The sequence below is a fragment of the Halobacteriovorax sp. XZX-3 genome, from assembly GCF_043196495.1.
In the GTDB taxonomy this organism is placed as follows: domain Bacteria; phylum Bdellovibrionota; class Bacteriovoracia; order Bacteriovoracales; family Bacteriovoracaceae; genus Halobacteriovorax_A.
Window position 1 is genome coordinate 928,127 of the sequence record NZ_JBEBMO010000001.1, and the last position, 19,405, is coordinate 947,531.

Genomic DNA, 19,405 nt, shown 5'->3' on the forward strand with positions numbered 1-19,405 from the left:
TAGTATATTAAAAATAAACATTCAAGGGACAAAATGTATATAAAAAATATATACACATATTTTATTGCTTGTTAAATCTACTCCTGTTCAATATCAATTGAAACTATTTTTCTAAAGGGAGTACTTATATGAAACTAAAAATTGAAATCATCGCTTTTATCTTAATGGCATTACATCTAATTAACCCAGTATTTGCAGGCCCTATCGTTAGTGCTGGCCCAATGGCCCACCCAGCGATAAGCACAATGCATATTGATAACTCTGTAGCAGGTATCGACTTTCCAACTGATGCACCGGCTCCTCAATACGATTACGTTCTATCACTTTATAATGGAGTTAGAATTCCAGTTTATACTGACCATGCCGAGTTAGTTCGCGCAGAAGCAGGTACAGATTATCCGACAGATATCCAAGCACCATATTGGACGAAATTTCAAAGAGTCCTAGTATTAGAAAGTAAATTTCGCTACCCTGTTAGACTTACTTTTGATGTTAATGACAACCTATTATGGAAGCTAACAAGCGGTGAAGTTATTAATGTATCTGAAGTTGTAAAAATTGTGAAAGCAGAAGCTGGTATTGATTACCCTACTGATGTTCCATACTTCTTCAATCGTGACTTCTATGTTGCAGTTATGATTGATAGCACTAGAATCAAACTTTAAAGATATATCAATTGGCCGAGAAGAGCTCCTTTTCGGCTTAATTCAACAACACATATTAAAACATAAAAAATAGTACCCATTTACGGTACTTTTATTGTAATTTCCCCATATTTTGCCTATTCTCAGTTCAGTGGTAATTTCACGCCCACTGGAGGAAATTATGAATACAAATGTAGATCAAATTATCAAAGCAACTAAGGCCATCTTATCTGAGTCTAAGATTCGTTACGCACAGGTAGCGCATGCCTTAGGAATGAGCGAGAGTGGCGTGAAGAAGATGTTTACAAGTGAAGATATCTCACTATCCAAACTTCTATCTATTTTAGACATTCTAGATATAACGCTGGAAGATGTCTTAAGAAAATCACTAGAATTTAGACCAATAGAAAAGCTTAAAAAGCAACAAATTGATGCATTTCTTGAGGAGCCAAAGTTATTCTTTTTCTTTATGAAACTAAGAGAATTTAAATACAAACCAGCACTTTTAAAGAAGGAATACTCTCTTACAAAATTAGAGATGGAATCGTATCTTTCGAAACTTGTTAAAATTGATATCATTGAGAGAGACTCGAAAGAGGTGACTTCTTATCTTCAAGGAGTCAGCATCAATATTGATAAATCTCTTACTGAACTTCAGCTTCATTATTTTGAAAATAATTTCATGTCCTTACTAAAGAAGAAGAGACAAAAGAACTTCAAAGGTATCTATGCCCATGGATCATTAAATCTGAGTGAACAAAACTTAGCAAGTTTCAGGCTAGATTATTTCAATCTCTTGAATAAGTACTACGACCTAGAAGAAAAAAATGAGGATAATACTGAGCATGCCTACCTATTTGCCTGTGTGGAAGCAAAAGGGCAAGAAATTTACCCATTAAAATAGTTATTGAAAAGGCCAGTTTACTGGCTTTTTTATTAGCTCCCCAAGACAAAAAGCATGTAATATCAGAATCTTAGTAACTTCCCATTACATATTTAAAAGTAATTTTTTTTACTTTTATACCGAAAAGAAATCATGTTCTATTTTATAAGCCTTCTTATATTTGCCATCTCCTTACCTACTCATGCAGGTGATCTCGATACCTATTACGAATTAGAGTTAGAAATTAATCGACTTCATTCTCAGTTTAATAAGAATCAAGAAGAGGTATCAAAGAAGAACACCCTCTATCATCGCATGCTCAAACCCCAAGAAACGGCAGCAGAAATAGCAAGACTACAAAAAGAGAATAAAGATATTATAGAAAGATTAAGGCCATTAAAAGAAGAGTTTCAGGCATTAGAGAGTAAGCTCGTCGTTAGATCAGTAACGGGTGAACTTAAAAATATAAATGCTGTGAAGGATAAGAATCTTTGCCTAAATAGTGAACTCCTCTACTTTTCAACTGATCGAGAATTTGAAGGGTGGAATTTAAAGTATGGTAGCAGCGAAAGAAGAATCTCATACTATGCTAATAAGAGCACTTATATTAAAAGCTGTCTGGAAAATCGACCTGAAGACTCGGTAGTCGAGGTCGATTATAAATCGCAATCACTTTGTGATAAAAATAGCGACCTCTTTAAGTATGTTGGAACAAAGACAAAGTATAAAACCTACATTAAAGAAGGTCTTGTTAATGTCGATGTCTCACTCTACCTAAAGTTTGACGGTAATGAGAAAGACAAAGAAGAATCAATGGCACTTGTAAGAAACTCAATGCCTTGTGTGAAAGATTTTTACGCAAGACACGGGCTAAAGCTTAATGTCGATTTAAAAGAAGAGACTGGCATCATGGATCGATTCAAATGCGATCACACGGTTACGATCTCTAAGGAACACAAAAGGCCTACGGCCAAAGAATGGGCAACTCATAAATTTGCAAACGTTGCAAATATTAATGATCAAAAAAGATGTAAGCTTTATATCCATGAACTCGCCCATAATTTGGGATTAGCTGATGCATATAAAGATAGAAGATGTCCTGATCGAAAAATCATTTTAGATGATAAGAATATTATGGGTGATGGACCAAGTGGTTACTCACCATATCAAGCCGAGTTAAATGGTAGCCAACTTAGAACGATCTTATCCCCACTTTGTGATTAAAGAGGAATTTCAATTCTAAAAGTTGTTCCACCCCCAGAATTAGAATCAATGGTAATTGAACCACCATGCTCCTTGATGAAATTATGAGATAGAGATAAACCTAATCCACTTCCTTTTCCATACTCCTTAGTTGTAAAGTATGGTTCAAAAATTTTTCGTTTATTCTCTTCACTAATCCCTGCACCACTATCAGAAACTTCAATAACGGCCTTATCGTCACAACTAGTGAGAGTTACTTTGATCTGCTTTACCTCACTCTGCTCAAGAGCATCTCTAGCATTGGTAAGTAAATTCATCACAACTTGTTGTATCTTCCCAGGACTTCCTTTCACCTGTAACTCACCTAAAGAATTTTCAAATGACACGCTAATCCCATAGTGTTCATATATCTCTTCAATCATAAGGATACAGTCATTTAAGACTGCAGATAGATCAAATAAAACTAATCCTTGTCCATCCTTGCGAGAAAAATTCCTTAATCCTTTAACAATATTTTCAATCTGTGTTGCTGACGATTCTATTTTCTCTAATGACTTTACGATATAATCTTCATGCTCATTAGATTTGAAGTTCTCTTTTTTTAGTCGGGCAAGGTATCCCTTTATAATTGTTAGTGGCCCATTAATCTCATGGCCAACACCAGCGGCTAGTTCCCCAATGGCCGCAAGCTTTGAACTGTGAGTAATCACTTGATCTTTTTGTTGTAGTTCTTTTAATTGACTAACAAGCTTTCTTTTAATAGGAATAAGAATTTTAAAAAATTCGTAAATTAATAGAAGAATGATTAATGAGAATAAAAGCAGCTCTATTTTACTTAAATTTAATATTTTCGTTTTAGAATAATCTGCAGACTCAAAAACTATCTTATTCATATTTTTTAAAAATAAATCTGTATCTTTGACAATCTCTTCAAGGCTTTTCTTTTGATTCTCACACAAGTTTACGATACAGTTAATATTCCTATCAATACTACTTAAAATGGGATCGAGATCTTTATACTGCTGCTTAATATTTGGCGAAAATGCAGGAGCTATTCCCTTATCTTCACTACCATTTTTCAAATCCTCATGAGTAGAAAACAGTAATTCTTTTGTGACAAGGATCTCTTTACTTACTTCACTCCTTGGCTCAACACTAGTATTAAAAGAATAAATTAAAGACTGCTTAGCAAGTCTTTGACTTAGCATACGTTGGCGACCAGCTAAGTTAATAACCTGGGAGTAACTTTCCTGTTGAAGAATGAGAAATTGCATTAAAGCTTGAGCAATTATAGTGAATAAGACAATCGATACGAAAGCAATAAGATACTTATATGTAATTCCTCTTTCATAATCAATCTTCATTAACCTCTTACCTCACGCTGCTAACTTACTTGCGACCTTTGTTTGATTATCATAAATATTTTCTAAGTCAAATTCCTCCCCTAAGGTTGCAATCGTTGTCCTAAGACTTAACTGAGATTCGAGAAGAGTTTTAAAATGATTTGATGCCTTTTCTTCACCATGATTTAAAATAACAAGCTTAGGTGAAATACGTGATTCATTTAGCCATCCGATAAGATCTAAGTAATCACCATGCGCTGATAATGAATCGATATAAAATATACTAGCTCGAACTGGAAGTCTCTGTTTATGCATATGGAATTCTTTTTCACCATCAATTAGAATACGACCTTTCGTTCCTTCAGGTTGGAAGCCAACTAAAATTATTCCACTATCTTCATCCACAATATGCTTCATTACATGATACACAACTCTCCCACCATCAATCATCCCTGAAGCACTAACGATAATACGAGGTCCAGACTTTTCCATAAGGGCCTTTGAATCTTCAACATCTTCGATTTCTTCAAATGTATCAGGATAAATATCGATATCCTCTGTTACATTATCTTTGACATGACCCTTTCGAAAACAATCATTAAATATACGGTTAGCTTTCTTAGAAAGTGGGCTATCTAAATGAACAGCTACACTAGGGATGGCCTCTTCATTCATCAATTCTTTAATAAGATAGAGAATATCTTGTGTACGACCAACTGAGAATGCGGGTATAACCGCAACTCCACCGCGCTTTAAAATTGTATTTAGATACATTCCTAAAACTTCTTTTGCAGGAATACGGGCATGTAGCCTATCTCCATATGTAGACTCTAAAACAAGATAATCAGTTTCACAGATAACTTGAGGTTCGTTTAAAAGGATATTTCTCTTATGCCCAACATCTCCAGAAAAAACGATTGTTTTAACTTCTCCACTAGCTGCTTTATAGCGGACTCGAATAAAGCTTGCTCCAAGAATATGGCCGGCCCAGAAAAAAGTAATGGCAATATTTTTAGAAACTGTCAGCTCTTGTTCGAAATCCACAACTTCAAAGTGTTCAAGAACAGCTTGAGCTTCCTGCGTTGTATATAAAGGAAGGGCCGGCTTGTGTCTTGAAATTTTTTTTCGATTTGCATATTTAGCATCTTCTTCATGAATACGGGCCGAATCCATTAATAAGATCTGACAAAGCCTAAATGTTTCCCTTGTACAATAAACCTTACCTCGAAAACCATCCCGATATAGACGAGGTAAAAGGCCGGAATGATCAATATGTGCATGAGTTAAAAAAACTGCACTTAGCTTACTGGCACCATGATACGACATCCAATTGCGTTCACGATTTTCCTTGGCCCCTTGATAGAGTCCATAGTCAACAAGATACTGCTCTTTATAATCCTTCCCAACTTTTAACAAAGTTTTAGATCCAGTAACACCACCAGCTGCTCCAAGAAAAGTAATTCTCATCGATACATCCTTTTTATAATTAAATTTCGTGTACTACCTATCGACGTTTTAATAGTTAAGAATGTTTAATATTGATAAAAGAAAGGTTATCATAGTTGAGTATTCAATACGACTAACAAAAAACTCACAATCACTTTGCAGAAATTAGACTCGAAACAAACTTAAAAATTCTTTTTGAGACATATACTTAATTCATAGGAAATCAACTCAAGGAGAATTATATGAGAAATGCCAAAAAAATTAATCTATCAACAAAAGGGTCAGTTTAATACTGACCTTTTTTTATATCGTCAGACAATGATAGATTTATAATTTCATTCTTTGAGCGACTTCCCTTTGATAAGGATCATCTGAGGAACTAAGAGCAGAGATCACTCCTTGTCTATTTTCAACTGGTTGGTTTTGGCTAAGTTTCCACTGCCCTTCAAGAGAGGTTACTTCAATTTTAATTCCAATAATTGCGGCCAGAAGCTTTTGTGTATAATCACGAGGAGCATCTTCAACCTTCCAAGGATTGTGGCCTCCTTCTTCCTGTTCATTAGTAAGCATCTCAATCGAATTAAGAATCCACTCCTTATCTTCAATAAATGAAATTTTTCCACGAGCATGAACAACAATATAGTTCCATGTTGGAACAGCTTTACCAGTCTCTTTCTTAGTTGGGTAATGATTAGGAGAAATGTAACAATGAGGGCCATTGAAGGTAGTTACAACCTCACTGTTATCAAGTGTGGATTTCCAAAGAGAATTTGCTCTTGCAATATGTCCAAATAAGAATAGCTTCCCCTCTTCTTCGACAACGCAAAGTGGAAGATGATTAACCTCAATCCCTTCAGTTCCGTTTGATATCAGATTCGCAAATGTCGTCTCCTTCATCTGCTTTATTAACTCGGTCCTATCTTCCTGCTTGAATAGCTTTGGTATATGCATTCTACTACCTCTAATTCATTTATTAATGCTACAATGATAACTCAATAAACACTGGAGTTAAAATGCCTTATATCCTAAGTCCAATTATTACAGAATCAATGCCTGGAATGTGGTTTGAAGGTCAAGGCTATAAGCGAGAGAATATTTACTCGATGAATGATCCAAAAGGTCCTCCAGTAAATTATGATGCTCATACTTTAAAACCACATAGTCTCACTCATATGGAAGCACAATCTCACATTATGAAAAATGGGATGAGCGTCGATGACTATTTTAAGAAGCAAATAAATTCATTTTTTGGGCCAGTAGTTGTCGTAAAACTAAAAGGAAAAAACTGGAAACCTGTAGAAGGCCTTGATGGTATTTACCATTGGGAAGTCTCACTAAGTGAGCTTAAGTCCGAGCTTGGAGATGAGATTCCATGCAAGTTGATTTTGTCAGTCGAAGAAATGCCAATAAACAAATCACAACTGCACGACCCTAATTATGTCTTAACACTTTCACAAGAAAGTGCTGACTACTTATTACAAAACCCTAACTTTGATATGTATGGTACTTCTTGGAAGTCTTCTGACTTTTGTCCAGGGAGCAGAAATAGGCCGATTCATAATACACTTTTTAAGCAAGCTGCCATTTTTGAAAATTTAAAACTAGACGACGTGCCTGCTGGAAAGTACTTCTTTTCAGGCTTTCCACTCCCACTACACTTAGCTTCAGAGTCACCGGTATGTCCGGTTCTCTTCAAGAAGGATGAAATTAATTTCTAAGATCACTTCTCTTATAAGCGTCATCGACAAAAACTTCGACTAAAGCATTTAGTGCATCTGTAACAGTAAAAATACCGTACACACGATTTCTATTATTAAGTACAATTGCTGAGCCAACTTTATTACTTGATAGCTGATAAGCTACTTCACCTAAGCTATCGTCCTTGTTAACAGCAAGAACAGATTCATTCATGAAGTCTTTAACTAAAACTCCATCACACCAGCTCTTTCCATAAATTGACATAACATCTCTTTCTGAAATGATTCCCACAATTTGATTCCCGTCACTTACAGGAAGATGCCTAATTCCATTATCTTTCATAATCTTAAAAGCGATATCGATACTGGCATTTTGATCAACAACGTGAACTGCGGGAGTAGTAAATTCTTCGACTGATATATGCTTCATACATGCCTCCTAAATTAAATTTAGATTAGCACAATGGACTAATTGGTAACTGACAAGTGTCAGTTTTTACGAAAAAAAATCTTAATTTTTGCCTTAACCTCAAGAGAGTTCTCGTCAATTTTGGCAAAAAATGGGCATTAAAATCAAAAAAATTTGCCATTGGTTAATTCACGTAACTATCTAGAATAACTGTATTATGTGATTTAAAACACAGTTTTTATTTATACGTTTGCCTTAGGTAGAAAGATTAAATACAATTTTTATATGTTAGCTAAGAAGAGGGTCTTGGTCGCCGAAGATGAACCGACATTAAATGATATCTACGTGGAAACCTTTGAGTCATTTGGTTATGAAACCATAGGTGTCAAAAATGGTGAGTTGGCCCTAGACTATGCAAAACATAATCCTGTCGACTTTGTCATCACTGATCTAAAAATGCCAAAAATGGATGGCCTAAAACTTTTGGAAGAAATTGGAAAGCTTAATGCTCCAACACCTCCAGTTTTAATTATTACAGGCTTCATTGACGAATTAAATGCACAAAGAGCAAAGGAGCTAGGTGCTGTTGATCTTATGACGAAGCCATTCGACTTCGACAAAGTCATTCTCTATATTGAAGAAAAACTAAAGCAGCAATCAGAATCCTAAACGCCCCATTCCTTAGAAAGTTCACCAATTCTCTTTTTAAATAAAAGCGAGAGAATCATTGAAACGATAGTAAGTCCTATTGCAAGTCCCGCCCATAAACCAGCTGCTTCCATTCCGTGTTGATAGCTTAAATAAATCCCAACAGGAATTGCAATTAGCCAATAACCACAAAACGAATAGAGCATTGGTTGCTTACTCATACCAAGCCCTCTTAAGACTCCCCACATTGCGACTTGTAGTCCATCAGGTATTTGAAATAAAGCAACATATAAGAATAGTCCTGATCCATAAAGAACAACGGCCTGATCAGTCGTGAAGAGTCCCATTAAGAATTCATGAAAGAAGAAATAGCATATTGCCGTTATGACCATATAAGATACGGCCATAAAGATACACCCATAGGCATAATTCCTAATCATCTCCATATCTTTTCTACCAAGAGCGTAGCCGACCTTAACCCCTGCCGCGCCATTGATGGCAAGAGGAACCATAAAAGTTAGTCCCGCAATTGTTAGAACAATATTGTGAGACGCTGATGCTACAAGACTCATGCGTCCAACTAAGACAGTAACAGTTGAGAACATTAATACTTCAATAAAAGTTCCAAGACCAACTGGTATTCCAAGTTTTATCAATTCCTTAAAAGACTTTTTACTAAAATGCGTTTCAATTGGAAGTACTCGATAAGCATAAACATAAATAATTAAAGCTAGAATAAAGCGAGTTACAACAGTTGCAATTGCCGCACCTTTTATTCCCATTTCAGGAATAGGTCCAATCCCAAACATTAAACAGTAGTTCATAATGAGGTTAACGACATTCATAAAAATGATAAGAGCATTGGCAAAAATTGTTTTATCAAAAGCTTGAAGATATTCCTTAATCATTTGAAAAATAAGTGCAGGAATAATAGAGATATTTACCCAATAAAGATAAGTCTTAACAAGAGGTACGATCTCTTTATTCAAACCGATATAGTCAACAAAGTAAGTAAAGATATAAAGGGCCGTACAAATAACACTTCCTAAAAGAAGTGCTAAAGTCATTCCACTTCCCCATACGCCATTCTCGTGTGGATTCGTATCAGCTCCACGCATTCTTGCCGTAACTGCACTGACAGAAAATAACGTTGAAATTCCAATCATTATAAAAGGAGACAACATACCTGCTGCAACACCAATAGATGCTACTGCTGATGTTGAATAGCGTCCGGCAACAAAAATATCACCGACGTTAAAAAGCATCTGCCCAACCTGGCCAATTACAAGTGGAATAGTAAAATAAATAAGTTCTTTGAGTCTCTTACTCGTTGTTGCAACTACCATAATAGTTAGAGGTTATACCTTAATTTTTTAATAGATGGCATATAAAAATTGTAACCAAATATACTTTAAATCTCGGCCAAATCTTCGTAAAATATGAACACAAAGGAGTGCTTGTGAAAATTGTTTCAAATGCAGCGGAAGCTTTATCGATAGTATATTCTAATTCAAATATTTTTATTCATGGTGGTGATTCTACGCCACAGGCCCTAATTGACGGGTTACTTGAAAATGCTCATAAATTAAAAGATGTCACACTTACTCACCTACATACTCACGGTGATGCGAAATATGCAAATGAAGAATATTGTGAAAACTTTAAAATTCTCAATCTCTTTGTTGGCGGAAATGTGAGAAAACATATCGACTACCAAAGAGTTGATTATCTTCCATGCTTTCTATCTGAAATTCCAAACTTATTTCGAAGCGGTAGAATTCCTCTAGACTTTGCACTTATTCACGTCAGTCCTCCTGATCAACATGGGCACTGCACTCTAGGTACATCTGTTGATATTGCAAAGGCTGCAGTAAGTAGTGCAAAAGTTGTAATTGCTCAAATTAATCCACATATGCCTCGTGTTCATGGTGATGGCTTTATTCATATTAATGATATTGATTATGCGATTGAAATTGATCACGAAATTGTTGGCCATCAAGAAGTTTGCTTGAGTGAAGAGGATTTAAAGATAGGACAACTCACTTCATCTCTTATTGAAGATGGCTCAACTCTTCAAATGGGAATTGGATCAATTCCTGATGCAGTTCTGGCTAGTTTAAAGAACCACAAGAACCTAGGGATTCATACAGAGATGTGGTCAAATGGTGCGCTTGATTTAATTAAAAGTGGCGCCGTAAATAATTCATGTAAGAATGTTCACCGTGGAAAAACAGTTAGTGCCTTTATTGTTGGAGGCAAAGATGTACATGATTTTATCAATGACAACCCAAGCGTTATTCAACTTGAAGCAGACTATGTAAATAACCCAAGTATCATTAGAAGAAACCCAAAAGTATGTGCGATCAATAGTGCCGTTGAAATTGATCTTACAGGACAGGTCTGTGCAGACTCAATCGGCCATCGTATTATCTCTGGAGTTGGTGGCCAGATGGACTTTATGAGAGGCGCCTCACTTTCTGAAGGAGGTAAGCCTATTATTGTTATCAACTCACGAAGTGTAAAAGGTTACCCTAAGATTGTTCCAACATTAAGGTCAGGAGCAGGTGTCGTAACAACTCGATCACATATGCACTATGTTGTTACAGAGTATGGTATTGCTGATTTATACGGAAAGAGTCTTAATCAAAGAGCACAAGAGTTGATTAGAATTGCTCATCCTGATGATCGTGAGAATCTTGAAAAGATGTGGCATGAAACGCACTGTAGAAAATAATCTACAGTGCACTCACTGGGGATTGGCATAATAATTCTACCATACCACTCCCCTCATATTTTTCTTTTGCTACTTTTAGATCAACTCTCTTAAAGATCATATAAGAAATAAATGATCTAAGATTTAATAAGAATGGATTCTCTTGTCCATGAACAGATACATATGCATCCGAGACATAATTTTCATAAATTTCTCTAAAGCCAGGTGAGTCGATAACAAGAAGCATGACACAAATTGCGATAGCTTCCTTACCCTGTTCCACACCTTGATTGATCACTTGGTTTAGCTCATCAACAGTATCAAAGGTATGTTTTGAAATTTCTTTAATCTGCTCAGCGAGTAAGTTGATACAGTGTTCACCACATGTCGTAATAAATTCTTCTTTTGAACCAAAGTGATAAAGAACTGAAGAGACATTAATCTCGGCCTTCTTCGCTATATCTCTTAAACTTACGCCGTAGACACCATTTTTTGCCATTAAAGGAATCGCAACATCAATCAAATTCTGTTTAGTATTATTCATCTAGCTACTACCTTTTGTTAACTTACCGTCAATTTGAATAAAATTCTTGATTCAACTTAGTTAACATGTTAACTATATAGTTAACACATTAACAAACTTGGAGTAACAATGTCAATAATAAAGAGTGAATATGTACAGGAAAGTATTATCGGACGCATGATTCGCACAACTCGAATCCTCGATAAAATGATCTCTGAAGAAGTTTCGCATTTTAAACTTACAAAGCCTCAATTTGATGTCCTTGTCATCCTACACTTAACAGATCAAGAATCAGTTACGACAACAGAGTTAGCAGAAGAGCTTCTAGTATCGAAGGCCAATATCACGGGAATCGTTAAAAGACTTGAAACAGCCAATCTAGTCAAGAAGGCCATTGACGAAAACGATACTAGGTCAAAGAAAATTACACTTACTGAAGAGGGCCTTGAATTAATCAATAAAGTACTTCCTCGCTACTTCAGCATGGGGCATGAACTAGTTTCAAGATTTTCTCAAGATGAGAAAAGTAAACTTTTATGTCAGTTGGGAATGATTGAAGAGTTTTATCAGTCAAAAAGATAAAATAAAAAAATCTTAAAGAGAATCTAAAGAGACAGAATATACAGGAGAACCACACTCATGAGAAGGATCAAGACTTATATTGTCTTGTTTGGACTTGCTAGTAGCGTAAGCGCTGCTCAATACAGTTTAAACGAACAATCAGTAGTTGAACTTGCAGTCAAAAGAAATGAAAATGTTGGTATTGCAAGACAAGAATTAGAACAGGCCAAAGAAACACTAAGTAGTGCAACATCTAATCTATTTCCAGTCCTTTCAATATCTGCAGGCTTAACGAAAAATGATGGTAAAGGTAATATCATGCCTCACGGTTATGACTGGAATCACAATGCAAGAGTTCAGCTCACACAACCTTTATACACTTTTGGAAAAATCTCTAGTGGTGTCGATATTGCAGAATCTGCAAATAAGATCGGAAAGTTGAGAACAGTTGTAACAAAGGCTGAAGTTGAGAATGCTGCAAGACAATTATACTACAGAGTTTTATTCAACCAAGAGCTTGTACGAATAACTGAAGACTCATATAAAAATGCTGTTAAAAATAAAAATGCGCTTGAAGAACGTGTTTCTTACGGACGTATCTCACGAAATGATAATATCAAAATGCAAGCTGACCTTGCCAGTAGAAAACCAAATTGGATTATTGCAAAGAAAAACCTTAAAAATGCAATCTTAGACATCAAAAACTTTCTGGCTCTACAACCAGAAGATGACGTAAAGGTAGTTGCTGATAACTTTAATGCTAAAGATAAAATTGCAACGATACCCTCAAACTTACAAAAGCTTGATGAAACAGTTGATGTAAAGATTCTGAAAGAAAGCATTCAACTATCAGACTTCTCTGTTGAGCTTGCCAAGAGCCAACGTCTTCCCGACCTTGGATTATTTGTTGCCTACTCTCCTCTTACTTATCGAGTTGATAAACCATTCTCAGGAGATATCTCACATAACCAAAATGATATTTCATTTGGTTTACAGTTTACGTTTGACTGGGATCTTGGAGGAAGTAAGAACTCAGAAGTAGCTATAAAAAGAAGTGATGCGAATATCGCGCGCTTGAAGTTTAATCAACTAAGAAGAGAAATTAGAACTCAATACTTAAAACTTGAACAAGACTACGAAGGCCTTCAAGAAAGATTTGATGCGGAAGCTGAAGCTGTAAAACTAGCCTCTTCATCTTATAAAGTAGCTCTTAGCTCTTTTAAGTCTGGTGGAGTATCACAACTTCAGCTCAATGATAGTGAAATTCAACTAACTCAACACCGTCTAAATCTTGCTCAAACGAAATTACAACTAAAGGTAACTCGTGCTGAGATGGATCGACTTCTTACGACTACAGGAAAGGGAGATAAATAATTATGAAGCAAATAATCTTCGTTTTAATAGTTGGTCTTGTTTACGCAGGTAGCTTATTTGTTAAAGATTTAGACCTACAAAGAAAGAAAGGTAAAGAAACTGCGACTATGTATACAATTCGTGCTGTTTCAGGAACTCCAGTTAATACAACAAAGGTTACGAGAAGGGCCTTCTCAAACTTTGTCATTGTAACAGGTAGTAATATTGGTCCAAGAATTCATGCATCAGTTGCACCAAAAGTGGCAAATCTAATAAAGCCTGGAGCACTTGTTAGTATTCGCGTAAAAGATAAGAAAGTATACGGAAATGTAGTTTCGGTTGATGCCAAAGCTGATTATCTTTCGGGTCTGCATAAAATCGTTGTATCTTTTGCAAATAAAAAGATTCCAACAAATCTCTATATTATGAATATCGAAACACACAAATTAGAAAATGCTTTAACGATTAAAAGAGAAGCTGTTTCAGAAAGAGGTGGTTCGCATAACGTATTCATCGTTAATGATAAGAATATCGTTACAAAACGCAATATTGAAGTAAGTGATAGTAACGAAGACTTCTATGTTGTGAAAAGCGGACTAACTGAAGGAGACACTGTTGTGCTAAGTGACCAACGTTATCTTAATGATGGCGAAAAAGTAAATATCATCAAAGCACTAGTGGATCAGGATTAAGGAGTTAGAAGATGATCGAAATATTTGTTAAACGCCCTGCCACAACAATCATCTTTATTGCCATCTTTATGGTAATGGGACTGGTTTCAATTGGTAACTTAATTATTGAACCGACACCTAAGGTTGAGCTTCCACTTATTACAGTACAAACGGTCTATGCTGGTGCATCACCTGAAGAAATCGAATCACAAATCTTAAAGAAGATTGAGGACGAAATTTCGGAAGTCTCTCAAATTAAGAAAATCAAATCAGATGCACGTGACAGTTTTGGTATTGTTATCATTGAATTTGATATTGAAGCAGACGCTAACATCAAATCAATTGAAGTAAAAGATAAGGTTGAAGCAATCTTAAACGATTTTCCAGATGGAGCAGATCGTCCAATCATTGCAAAGTTTGACCCATTAATTCAGCCAATTGCAACTCTTGCTCTTTCAAGTACAAAGCATGACCTGACTCAAGTATATGAGTATGCTGATAAAAAACTTAAGTCTCGCCTATCATCTATCAATGGTGTTGCCTCTGTTGACATTTTTGGTGGACGAGAAAGAGAGATCAATATTGAGTTAGATAATAACCTTCTTATTCAAAATTATCTTTCAATTGAGGATGTTCTTGCGGCCATCTCTAGAAAGAACCTAAATATCCCAGGTGGATCAATAAATACGACAGACTCTAAGATTAGTGTTCGCTTCGTTGGGGAGTTTGCCAACGTTGACGAGATCAGAAATCTAGAAGTTGTTTCCCGAGAGGGACAAGTTTTTAAGCTTCAAGAAATTGGAAATGTTTCAGATAGCTTTAAAGAAGTTGAAACGATGGCACGCTTCAATGAAAAGGAAGTAGTCGGTCTATCAGTACTAAAGCTTTCTGATGGTGATGCTATTAAGATCGTTGAAAATTTAAAGAGTTCTCTTGAGAAAGTACAAAATGAGCTACCTGATGGGATGCAACTTGAACTAGTCGTTGATACAACTCGAATTACATTAGATGATACAAAAGGTACAATTAACTCGATCTTCATTGGTATTGGTTTAACAATTGCGATTCTTTTAACATTCCTGGGAGACTGGCGTGGTGCCCTTATTGCAAGTATCGTAATTCCGACTTCAATTATCTCAACACTTTTCCTTATGGATATGTCATCGTTTTCAATTAACGTTATGACACTTCTTGCATTCGGTACATGTCTAGGTACCCTCATTGCAAACGCTCTTATCATTATCGAAAACGTTTACAAGCATCTAAAAATGGGAAAAGACTCTCAGTCGGCAGCCATTGATGGGACGAAAGAAGTTTTACTTGCTGTAATGGCCTCTTCAGGAACAAACCTAGTTGTATTTACTCCACTGGCCTTCATGGGTGGTGTCGTTGGTAAATTCATGCTTCAATTTGGTATGACTGTTGTATTTGCAACGATCTTCTCGATTCTAGCATCTGTTACGTTAACACCAATGCTTTGTGCCTTACTTCTAAAAGACCCTGATACTTTAAAAGGACCTTTCCCTAAGCTCGCAGGTCTTGTCGATCGCTTACTTGCTTGGGCAACAAAACAGTATCGTTGGTTCTTTGATAAATTTATGAATTGGCCTATTACTTCAATTATTGTCCTAATGGCGCTTTTCTTTACAATTGTTTATCCGGCAAAACGTGTTGGTAATGAGTTCCTTCCAAAGTCTGACCGTGATGAATTTAAGGCATTTATTCTTATGCCAGATGGTTCACCAATTGAAAAAACAGCTCAGATCACTCAACAGGTTGATGAGATTATAAGAAAGTACCCAGAGGTTGTTTCAACTCTTTCAGATATTGGTTATGACGGTGAAGAAAGATCACGTATTACCGTCAACTTAACTTCAGCAACAAAGAGAAAAAGAGACTATAAAGAAATCATGGATGATCTACTTCCAAAGGTATCTAATATTCCTGAAGCAGAAATCACTCTAACAGGTGGTAGTCGAAACGCTAGTAATGATGGTGATATTACAATAAACGTCACAGGAGATAATTTCGATAATATGATTATTGCATCAGAAAAAATGCAAAAGATCATGAAGGACTCAGGATACTTTAGTTCAATTGAAAGCTCTTACAGAATTCCAAAAATGGAGATTCAGTTTATTTCTGAACCTCAAAAAGTAATTCGTCAAAACCTTTCAAGCTCGCGTCTTGGGGGTACAATCCGTGCACTTGTAAATGGTAATGATGATGCCGTTTATAAAGAAGGTGGTGAAGAATACGATATAAACGTAACTCTTGCGCCAGAATTTAAAAGAAATATCTCTGACTTTGATAAATTTCTGATTCATGGAAAGGATGGACTTATCCCAATCTCAAGCCTTGGTAAGGTTCAAGTTGTCGAAGCATCTTCGCCACTTAAAAGACGTGACAAAGAAAGAATCATTCAGATCAAGGCCTTTGTTGTAAAAGGTGTTGTTGGTGCCATCATGGGAGATCTGGGCCAGCAATTCAATAAGGCAGAACTGCCACAAGGAACAAAATTTATGTTCGCAGGCCAAGCAGAAAGTCAGAAAGAATCTCAACAAGAGATGGGAAAAGCCTTCATGCTAGCAGTAATCTTAACTTATATGCTACTTGTTGCGATCCTAAACTCATTTGTATTCCCAGTGTCAATTGGTTCAGCGATTCTAACATCTTTCCTAGGATCTTTTTTAATGATGTTCTACACGGAGCAGACGATTAATATTGGTTCCATGATGGCCATTGTAATGGTTGTAGGACTTGCCGTTAACAACGCCATTCTTATGATTGAATATACTCAGCAAAAGCTTGATGAAGGTGTTGAGATTAAGGAAGCATTATGGTTAGGGGCCGAGGAAAAACTGAAGCCTATTCTAATGACTTCTATTGCCATTATCGCTGGTACAATGCCACAGCTCTTTATGATCGACAAAATGAAGTCGGCCATGGGTGCGGTTTTGATTGGTGGTATGCTAGGTTCAATCTTCTTTACATACACACTCGTTCCAACGATTCACTTAGTGCTATATCGAGTGAAAGAATGGCTCTCTAAGCTATTGAAATCAAATGCATAATTTGAAAAAAGGCCTCTTAATTAGAGGCCTTTTTTACGTCTAAACTTAAGACATCTCCTGTAAATCTTCCCATCTTGAACAAACTCATCCTTAAAAGTGCTATAAATGTTCATTATTTTATTTAGCAACAAGCGAGAATTAAAGATGAGATCAATAATCCTTACCTCAGTTCTATGTTCAGGAATTTGCCAAGCTATGCCATCACAGGGTGTCGTTAAAGTATCTGACGGTGCAAGGGCAAATTGTAATGAGAAGAAGGACCTCTATCGAAATAAGCTTCAAGCATATAAAGTTAAAAATTATAGTTCCAAGCAAATTGGAGATAATATTGAACTGACATTGAACATTCAAATGCTCCAATGTAGTCAAACAGATAAAAGCATTGCCTTTAAAGAAAAGAACATCTTTGATCTATTCACTTATAAAACATTTCGCAATATCGAAATGGAAGTAAGAACAAAGAGTGCTAATATTCTTTTCTATCAAGATGGTATTTATAAGAAACTTTCACAAGTTGATATCATAGATAACCAAGACCTTTCTAAAATTACTGCGAGCTTTAACGTTAAAGACCTCTTAACGAAAGAGAAGTATGAGAAATACTTAAATGGAGAAAAGGTTATCACTAGCCTAGACTTCAGTTTAAAAAGGTTGATTGAAGTTTCAGGTAATGACTTCAATGGAATTTACGATCAGAATTACGGTGGTTTTAGAGTGTTTTTTGAAATTAAATAATAAAAAAAGGGCCTCATAAGAGGCCCTTTCTATTTGTCTTATTTTTGATTCATACCTTTGTACTTATCTTTTGACATAGTCGTTACGTAGGCCGCAACATCTTTAATGTCTTGAGCTGAAAGACCACGAACCTTTGTCCACATCATAGAAGTATTCTTAGTTTTTCTCTTCTTTGATTGAATCGCAGTAACTTGCTCAGCAACGTAAGCAGCATCTAGACCAGCAATTCTTGGACCTTTAACAATTGCAATTTTACTAACATCTGCAGCTTTCCCCATACCATCAGCATTGTGGCAAAGAGCACAGTTAACTTTCTTGTAAATTGCTTTACCTTTAGCAGCATCTCCAGCGTAAGCACTTACACTTAGTAGAGCGGCAACAACAGTGATTTTGAATAAATTCACAATATATCTCCTTTATATTTATAGCGTAGCTATACTTTATGCAATTATCGTCAAATCGTCAGTAAATTTAAAAGAAAATATACCCTTGGGGCCATTTGTTGAGCTATACTCTCTTGCACACAGTGGCAAGTTAAAGAAACTTAAAAGAGAGTAAAAATGAACACAAGTGTCATAAGCCTAATTTTAGGAACAATATGCATCGGATTAGCACCTATTTTTGTTAAAAATCTCAGTGGTGACCTTTCTCCGAGCATGATTGGCGCTCTTCGTTGTTCAATTGCAGGTTCAATTCTTCTTATTTACCAACTTCTTATTAAGAAAAATTATATCAAGGACAAACGCTTCTATACTATGACGGCCGTCATAGGTTTCTGCTTTGCTATGGACTTATTTGTTTGGCATCGATCAGTTCACTTAATTGGTGCTGGCATGTCTACAATTTTAGGCAATACCCAAGTTTTCTACTTACTTGTTTTTGGCCTTATCCTTTATAAAGAAAAAATAACACTCAAAAAGCTACTAGTATTTCTCTTTGCTTTCTTTGGAGTATTTCTCATTCTAAAAGGCCAAGTTCAATTCTATCAGTCAGAGGAATTCTTTTGGGGAGTACTCTTTGGTCTGACAACAGGGTTGTGCTACTCACTTTATACAACTTCAATTAAGAAAACGTCCCTTATGACATTTAAGACGAAAATCACTGCACTAGAGATTATCACCTACTCTTCTCTTGTGACTGGAGCGATTCTCTTTATTACCGCTCAATTTGAGCACGGCCACAAAAGCCTAGCTCTTGAGCATCTGCCTTCTGTATTTGGGCTTGCTATTCTTTGTCAGGTCATTGGCTGGTCATTAATTAGCTATGGCCTTAAAAGTGCCCCACTTTCTGTTTCAGGACTTATTATTTTATTACAACCAGTGATTGCTAAGACTCTAAGTATATTCCTTTTTAATGAGCCATTCTCTTCACTTGAAATAATTGGAGCTGCAATTCTCTTAACGTGTATTTACCTAGGAACTCACCTTTCGCGTCCAAAGAAAACGAAATCAAATGACAATTGAGGCCAATCTTTATAACATTTCATAAATAATTTTGATTAG

General features: G+C 35.9%; 19 protein-coding genes. 12 read left to right on the plus strand and 7 right to left on the minus strand.

Annotated features, from left to right (window positions below; translation table 11 throughout):
• The first annotated feature begins 128 nt into the window (after positions 1–128).
• The 3 genes from ABMA70_RS04280 to ABMA70_RS04290 all read left to right on the plus strand — a co-directional run bounded on the left by ABMA70_RS04280 (position 129) and on the right by ABMA70_RS04290 (position 2,751).
• Positions 129–665, plus strand: a complete 537-nt coding sequence (locus ABMA70_RS04280) for a hypothetical protein (RefSeq protein WP_392991372.1) — start codon at positions 129–131, stop codon at positions 663–665.
• A gap of 160 nt (positions 666–825) precedes the next feature.
• Positions 826–1,548, plus strand: a complete 723-nt coding sequence (locus ABMA70_RS04285) for a helix-turn-helix domain-containing protein (RefSeq protein ID WP_392991370.1) — start codon at positions 826–828, stop codon at positions 1,546–1,548.
• A gap of 132 nt (positions 1,549–1,680) precedes the next feature.
• Positions 1,681–2,751, plus strand: a complete 1,071-nt coding sequence (locus tag ABMA70_RS04290; RefSeq protein ID WP_392991368.1) for a hypothetical protein — start codon at positions 1,681–1,683, stop codon at positions 2,749–2,751.
• Here the strand turns inward: ABMA70_RS04290 and ABMA70_RS04295 are convergent.
• From ABMA70_RS04295 to ABMA70_RS04305, 3 genes are all read right to left on the minus strand, one after another.
• Positions 2,748–4,094: an ATP-binding protein gene (locus tag ABMA70_RS04295; protein WP_392991366.1), complete on the minus strand. Its 1,347-nt coding sequence runs from the start codon at positions 4,092–4,094 to the stop codon at positions 2,748–2,750. The two genes, ABMA70_RS04290 and ABMA70_RS04295, sit on opposite strands and share 4 nt — an antisense overlap.
• Positions 4,095–4,106: 12 nt before the next feature.
• The gene (locus ABMA70_RS04300) at positions 4,107–5,540 is read right to left on the minus strand and encodes an MBL fold metallo-hydrolase RNA specificity domain-containing protein (protein ID WP_392991364.1); all 1,434 of its coding nucleotides are present in this window, start codon (positions 5,538–5,540) and stop codon (positions 4,107–4,109) included.
• Between the two features lie 306 nt (positions 5,541–5,846).
• The gene (locus ABMA70_RS04305) at positions 5,847–6,470 is read right to left on the minus strand and encodes an FMN-binding negative transcriptional regulator (protein ID WP_103216758.1); all 624 of its coding nucleotides are present in this window, start codon (positions 6,468–6,470) and stop codon (positions 5,847–5,849) included.
• Between the two features lie 62 nt (positions 6,471–6,532).
• On the opposite strand from ABMA70_RS04305, the gene ABMA70_RS04310 reads away from it, so the two are divergent.
• Entirely contained in the window at positions 6,533–7,237 is a 705-nt protein-coding gene (locus ABMA70_RS04310) for a cyclase family protein (RefSeq protein WP_392991362.1), read from the plus strand.
• On the opposite strand, the gene ABMA70_RS04315 is transcribed toward ABMA70_RS04310, so the two are convergent.
• Entirely contained in the window at positions 7,227–7,646 is a 420-nt protein-coding gene (locus ABMA70_RS04315; RefSeq protein ID WP_103216756.1) for a CBS domain-containing protein, read from the minus strand. The genes ABMA70_RS04310 and ABMA70_RS04315 overlap by 11 nt on opposite strands.
• Positions 7,647–7,910: 264 nt before the next feature.
• Between ABMA70_RS04315 and ABMA70_RS04320 the strand changes: the two genes are divergently transcribed.
• Positions 7,911–8,294: a response regulator gene (locus ABMA70_RS04320; protein ID WP_103216755.1), complete on the plus strand. Its 384-nt coding sequence runs from the start codon at positions 7,911–7,913 to the stop codon at positions 8,292–8,294.
• Here the strand turns inward: ABMA70_RS04320 and ABMA70_RS04325 are convergent.
• Positions 8,291–9,619, minus strand: coding sequence for an MATE family efflux transporter (locus tag ABMA70_RS04325; protein WP_392991359.1), 1,329 nt, complete (start codon positions 9,617–9,619; stop codon positions 8,291–8,293). The two genes, ABMA70_RS04320 and ABMA70_RS04325, sit on opposite strands and share 4 nt — an antisense overlap.
• Positions 9,620–9,732: 113 nt before the next feature.
• Between ABMA70_RS04325 and ABMA70_RS04330 the strand changes: the two genes are divergently transcribed.
• Positions 9,733–11,007 carry an acetyl-CoA hydrolase/transferase family protein gene (locus ABMA70_RS04330; RefSeq protein ID WP_392991357.1) on the plus strand — a complete coding sequence of 425 codons (1,275 nt, stop codon included), beginning with the start codon at positions 9,733–9,735 and terminating at the stop codon, positions 11,005–11,007.
• A gap of 1 nt (position 11,008) precedes the next feature.
• On the opposite strand, the gene ABMA70_RS04335 is transcribed toward ABMA70_RS04330, so the two are convergent.
• Positions 11,009–11,530, minus strand: a complete 522-nt coding sequence (locus ABMA70_RS04335) for a TetR/AcrR family transcriptional regulator (RefSeq protein WP_392991355.1) — start codon at positions 11,528–11,530, stop codon at positions 11,009–11,011.
• A gap of 108 nt (positions 11,531–11,638) precedes the next feature.
• On the opposite strand from ABMA70_RS04335, the gene ABMA70_RS04340 reads away from it, so the two are divergent.
• From ABMA70_RS04340 to ABMA70_RS04360, 5 genes are all read left to right on the plus strand, one after another.
• Positions 11,639–12,091, plus strand: a complete 453-nt coding sequence (locus ABMA70_RS04340; protein WP_392991354.1) for a MarR family winged helix-turn-helix transcriptional regulator — start codon at positions 11,639–11,641, stop codon at positions 12,089–12,091.
• Positions 12,092–12,148: 57 nt separating this feature from the next.
• A complete protein-coding gene (locus ABMA70_RS04345) occupies positions 12,149–13,444 on the plus strand; it encodes a TolC family protein (RefSeq protein WP_392991352.1) in 1,296 nt (431 codons plus the stop codon).
• Between the two features lie 2 nt (positions 13,445–13,446).
• A complete protein-coding gene (locus ABMA70_RS04350) occupies positions 13,447–14,115 on the plus strand; it encodes an efflux RND transporter periplasmic adaptor subunit (RefSeq protein WP_392991350.1) in 669 nt (222 codons plus the stop codon).
• Positions 14,116–14,126: 11 nt separating this feature from the next.
• Positions 14,127–17,168 (plus strand): efflux RND transporter permease subunit, encoded by a 3,042-nt coding sequence (locus ABMA70_RS04355; RefSeq protein WP_392991348.1) that lies wholly within the window; start codon positions 14,127–14,129, stop codon positions 17,166–17,168.
• Between the two features lie 144 nt (positions 17,169–17,312).
• A complete protein-coding gene (locus ABMA70_RS04360) occupies positions 17,313–17,903 on the plus strand; it encodes a hypothetical protein (protein ID WP_392991346.1) in 591 nt (196 codons plus the stop codon).
• A gap of 38 nt (positions 17,904–17,941) precedes the next feature.
• Here ABMA70_RS04360 and ABMA70_RS04365 read toward each other — a convergent pair whose 3' ends face one another.
• On the minus strand, positions 17,942–18,307 hold the full coding sequence (locus ABMA70_RS04365) for a c-type cytochrome (protein WP_158246778.1): 366 nt from the start codon (positions 18,305–18,307) through the stop codon (positions 17,942–17,944).
• A gap of 156 nt (positions 18,308–18,463) precedes the next feature.
• Between ABMA70_RS04365 and ABMA70_RS04370 the strand changes: the two genes are divergently transcribed.
• Positions 18,464–19,366, plus strand: coding sequence for a DMT family transporter (locus ABMA70_RS04370; RefSeq protein WP_103216745.1), 903 nt, complete (start codon positions 18,464–18,466; stop codon positions 19,364–19,366).
• Positions 19,367–19,405 lie beyond the last annotated feature (39 nt).

What these genes read in the sequence shown, in the direction of transcription:
- ABMA70_RS04280 (WP_392991372.1), top strand. Translation starts at nt 129, where the DNA reads ATGAAACTAAAAATTGAAATCATCGCTTTTATCTTAATGGCATTACAT.
- ABMA70_RS04285 (WP_392991370.1), top strand. Translation starts at nt 826, where the DNA reads ATGAATACAAATGTAGATCAAATTATCAAAGCAACTAAGGCCATCTTA.
- ABMA70_RS04290 (WP_392991368.1), top strand. Translation starts at nt 1,681, where the DNA reads ATGTTCTATTTTATAAGCCTTCTTATATTTGCCATCTCCTTACCTACT.
- ABMA70_RS04295 (WP_392991366.1), bottom strand. Translation starts at nt 4,094, where the DNA reads ATGAAGATTGATTATGAAAGAGGAATTACATATAAGTATCTTATTGCT.
- ABMA70_RS04300 (WP_392991364.1), bottom strand. Translation starts at nt 5,540, where the DNA reads ATGAGAATTACTTTTCTTGGAGCAGCTGGTGGTGTTACTGGATCTAAA.
- ABMA70_RS04305 (WP_103216758.1), bottom strand. Translation starts at nt 6,470, where the DNA reads ATGCATATACCAAAGCTATTCAAGCAGGAAGATAGGACCGAGTTAATA.
- ABMA70_RS04310 (WP_392991362.1), top strand. Translation starts at nt 6,533, where the DNA reads ATGCCTTATATCCTAAGTCCAATTATTACAGAATCAATGCCTGGAATG.
- ABMA70_RS04315 (WP_103216756.1), bottom strand. Translation starts at nt 7,646, where the DNA reads ATGAAGCATATATCAGTCGAAGAATTTACTACTCCCGCAGTTCACGTT.
- ABMA70_RS04320 (WP_103216755.1), top strand. Translation starts at nt 7,911, where the DNA reads ATGTTAGCTAAGAAGAGGGTCTTGGTCGCCGAAGATGAACCGACATTA.
- ABMA70_RS04325 (WP_392991359.1), bottom strand. Translation starts at nt 9,619, where the DNA reads ATGGTAGTTGCAACAACGAGTAAGAGACTCAAAGAACTTATTTATTTT.
- ABMA70_RS04335 (WP_392991355.1), bottom strand. Translation starts at nt 11,530, where the DNA reads ATGAATAATACTAAACAGAATTTGATTGATGTTGCGATTCCTTTAATG.
- ABMA70_RS04340 (WP_392991354.1), top strand. Translation starts at nt 11,639, where the DNA reads ATGTCAATAATAAAGAGTGAATATGTACAGGAAAGTATTATCGGACGC.
- ABMA70_RS04345 (WP_392991352.1), top strand. Translation starts at nt 12,149, where the DNA reads ATGAGAAGGATCAAGACTTATATTGTCTTGTTTGGACTTGCTAGTAGC.
- ABMA70_RS04350 (WP_392991350.1), top strand. Translation starts at nt 13,447, where the DNA reads ATGAAGCAAATAATCTTCGTTTTAATAGTTGGTCTTGTTTACGCAGGT.
- ABMA70_RS04355 (WP_392991348.1), top strand. Translation starts at nt 14,127, where the DNA reads ATGATCGAAATATTTGTTAAACGCCCTGCCACAACAATCATCTTTATT.
- ABMA70_RS04360 (WP_392991346.1), top strand. Translation starts at nt 17,313, where the DNA reads ATGAGATCAATAATCCTTACCTCAGTTCTATGTTCAGGAATTTGCCAA.
- ABMA70_RS04370 (WP_103216745.1), top strand. Translation starts at nt 18,464, where the DNA reads ATGAACACAAGTGTCATAAGCCTAATTTTAGGAACAATATGCATCGGA.